This is a genomic window from Dietzia sp. DQ11-44, assembly GCF_014145205.1.
In the GTDB taxonomy this organism is placed as follows: Bacteria; Actinomycetota; Actinomycetes; order Mycobacteriales; family Mycobacteriaceae; genus Dietzia; species Dietzia natronolimnaea.
In genome coordinates, this window is the sequence record NZ_JAALEC010000176.1 from 1 (window position 1) to 2,289 (window position 2,289).

At 70.9% G+C, this 2,289-nt stretch carries 4 protein-coding genes; 1 reads left to right on the forward strand and 3 read right to left on the reverse strand.

All coding sequences use genetic code 11. The features are described 5' to 3' along the window. Nucleotides 1–491 (forward strand): L,D-transpeptidase (locus G6018_RS05520; RefSeq protein ID WP_182639071.1); only part of this gene is annotated, 491 nt, incomplete at its 5' end. A 4-nt stretch (nucleotides 492–495) separates the two neighbouring features. On the opposite strand, the gene G6018_RS05525 is transcribed toward G6018_RS05520, so the two are convergent. The 3 genes from G6018_RS05525 to G6018_RS05535 form a co-directional block, all read right to left on the reverse strand. Next, on the reverse strand, nucleotides 496–1,050 hold the full coding sequence (locus tag G6018_RS05525) for a hypothetical protein (protein ID WP_182610523.1): 555 nt from the start codon (nucleotides 1,048–1,050) through the stop codon (nucleotides 496–498). 140 nt (nucleotides 1,051–1,190) lie between these two features. Next, nucleotides 1,191–1,721 (reverse strand): hypothetical protein, encoded by a 531-nt coding sequence (locus G6018_RS05530; protein WP_182610524.1) that lies wholly within the window; start codon nucleotides 1,719–1,721, stop codon nucleotides 1,191–1,193. Nucleotides 1,722–1,833: 112 nt separating this feature from the next. Then, nucleotides 1,834–2,289: ATP-dependent helicase C-terminal domain-containing protein (locus tag G6018_RS05535; protein ID WP_277817754.1), on the reverse strand; the 456-nt coding region annotated here is incomplete at its 5' end.

Here is a 2,289-nt window from a genome sequence, read left to right on the forward strand (position 1 = left end):
ATCAGGCCCTGGCGGGATCCGTACAGGCGGACGCGGACCTGCGCACCGCCGCCGGCGGCTGGCTGGAGTCGGCGGGGATCACTCCTCCGCCCGGGTTCGTGCCCCCTCCGGCCGCGCCCCCGCCGCCGCCGGACCCCACCCCGCAGAGCCCGTGTCCGCGTACGGCCGCCGCGTGCGTCGACCTCGACGGGAACCGGACCTGGCTGCAGTCGGGGGAGCGGCTGAGCTACGGGCCGGTACGGATGTCGCACGGAAGGGTCGGTTGGGAGACCCCTCGCGGGACGTTCCAGGTCACCCGGAAGGTGCGCCACGAGGTCAGCCGTCTGTTCGACGACGCCCCGATGCCGTACTCGGTGTACTTCGTGGGAGGGATCGCCTTCCACGAGGGCGATCCGGCCTACGAGTCGCACGGGTGTATCCGGATGGACCGGCCCGCCGCGGCGACTTATTTCGAGAGGCTGCAGGTCGGGGACACCGTGGTGGTGTTCTGACGCCTCACGAGCCGGTGAACATGCGGGCCTCGGCGCGGTCTGGGAGAAGGTACTCGGCGGACTTGGCCGCCAACGCCGATCCGATGATCACGAGGATGAATCCGATCGCCGCGACGAACGGACCGTAGGTGACCGAGGTGCCGTCCGGCAGGCCCGCCAGCATCGGATCCGAGGTGTCGGTCGAGTTGAACAGGACCCAGACGAAGATGAGGTGGGCGATCAACACGAGGGACGCGAGTACCGCGTTGGCGGCCGCGAAGAATCCCAACCGGGTGAACAGCGTGACCGCCACCAGGACCGACAGCACGAGAAGCCCCAGGAAGTTCAGGGGCGCCATCGCGCGCAGGTCCAGGATCTCGGTGAGGTCGAGCGCGCTGATCCCTCCGCCGGTCCCGGTGCTCAACCAGGGGAGGTACAGACTGAGCAGGGCGAGCGCCAGCCCCACTACGGCGATCAGGCCGCCGACGCGGTTTCGCAGGTGCGGGATGATCTTGCCGCCGGTCGGGGTGCTCGCCGACGACGGCGAGGTGCGGGTGACGGGCGTTGTCTGTGCGGCCATGGCGGGTGCCCTTAATCGGACCGGAACCTGTGAAGTGAGGTAAGTCACATAATAGGCGGGGTGTCCGGGTTCTGCCACAACGGTGCGTTCCGGCCGGACGGTGCGGTGGCGGACTGTGACCGCCGGACCGGGCCCGCCCGTCACGTCACGGGATCGACCGGATAGCGAGCGGACCGGGCGGCCCAGGCCGACCCCGCCGACACCATCACGAACCCGAACGCGGCCACATAGGGCCCGGAGGTCACCGTGGCGTTCGCGGGCAGGCCCGAGAGTGCCGGCTCCGTCGACCCCGTGGACAGGATCAGGGTCCAGACAAAGGCGAGGTGTCCCACCAGGACCCCGATCGCCACCACCGCCGCCGCGACGGCGAACGACCCCAGGCGGGTGAGCGCGGTGACGGCCACGAGCAGGGCCAGGACAAGTAGTCCGACGAACAACACCGGTGCGACGCTGCGGACGTCGATGAGCTCGGTGATCCCCAGGGCCGAGATCCGCTCGTCCGCGCCCGTGGCCAGCCACGGCAGGTAGAGGCTGAGTAGCGCCAGCGCCAGACCGGCGGACGTCACGAGCGCCCCGATCCGGTTCCGGACGCGCGGGATCCGCTTGGTCCGTGCGGGGGTCCTGGTCGGGAGGGGGACCCGGTGGGGTGCGGGTGGGGTGTACGCGGGCATGGCGATCACGCTCCGGGCGGGGTCGACGGACGCGGGTGCGGTTGCTCACATCGTAGGAGGCGGGCCGCTCCGGAGCATTGCGGCAGGGCGGTTCGTTATGGTAACGGGATCCTCAATGTCGACGGTTGGTCCGACGAGTGGGTTCGGCGCCCATCGGGTCCTCCGGCCACGGGTGCCGGGGATAGCGGCCCCGCATCTCCGCCCGTACACCGGGATAGGCCTCGCGCCAGAAGAACTCCAGGTCGCGGGTCACGGCGAGTGGCCGTCCGGCGGGGGAGAGCAGATGGACGGTCACGGGGACCCGCCCGTCGCAGATCCGGGGTGAGGCGGTCCACCCGAAGCACTCCTGCAGCTTGACCGCCAGCACCGGTGCGGCGTCGGATCCGGGTTCCGGGTAGTCCACGCGGTATGACGACGAGCTGGGCACCTGCAGGCGGTCGGGCACCAGATCGTCGAACCGGGCCGCCTCCGGCCACGGGAGCAGTCGCCGCAGCGCGGGGCCGATGCCTCGTCCCGCCAGCTTCCCGCCGCGCGCGAGGGCGTCGACCTCAGGCCCGAGCCACTCGCT

What these genes read in the sequence shown, in the direction of transcription:
- G6018_RS05525 (WP_182610523.1), bottom strand. Translation starts at nt 1,050, where the DNA reads ATGGCCGCACAGACAACGCCCGTCACCCGCACCTCGCCGTCGTCGGCG.
- G6018_RS05530 (WP_182610524.1), bottom strand. Translation starts at nt 1,721, where the DNA reads ATGCCCGCGTACACCCCACCCGCACCCCACCGGGTCCCCCTCCCGACC.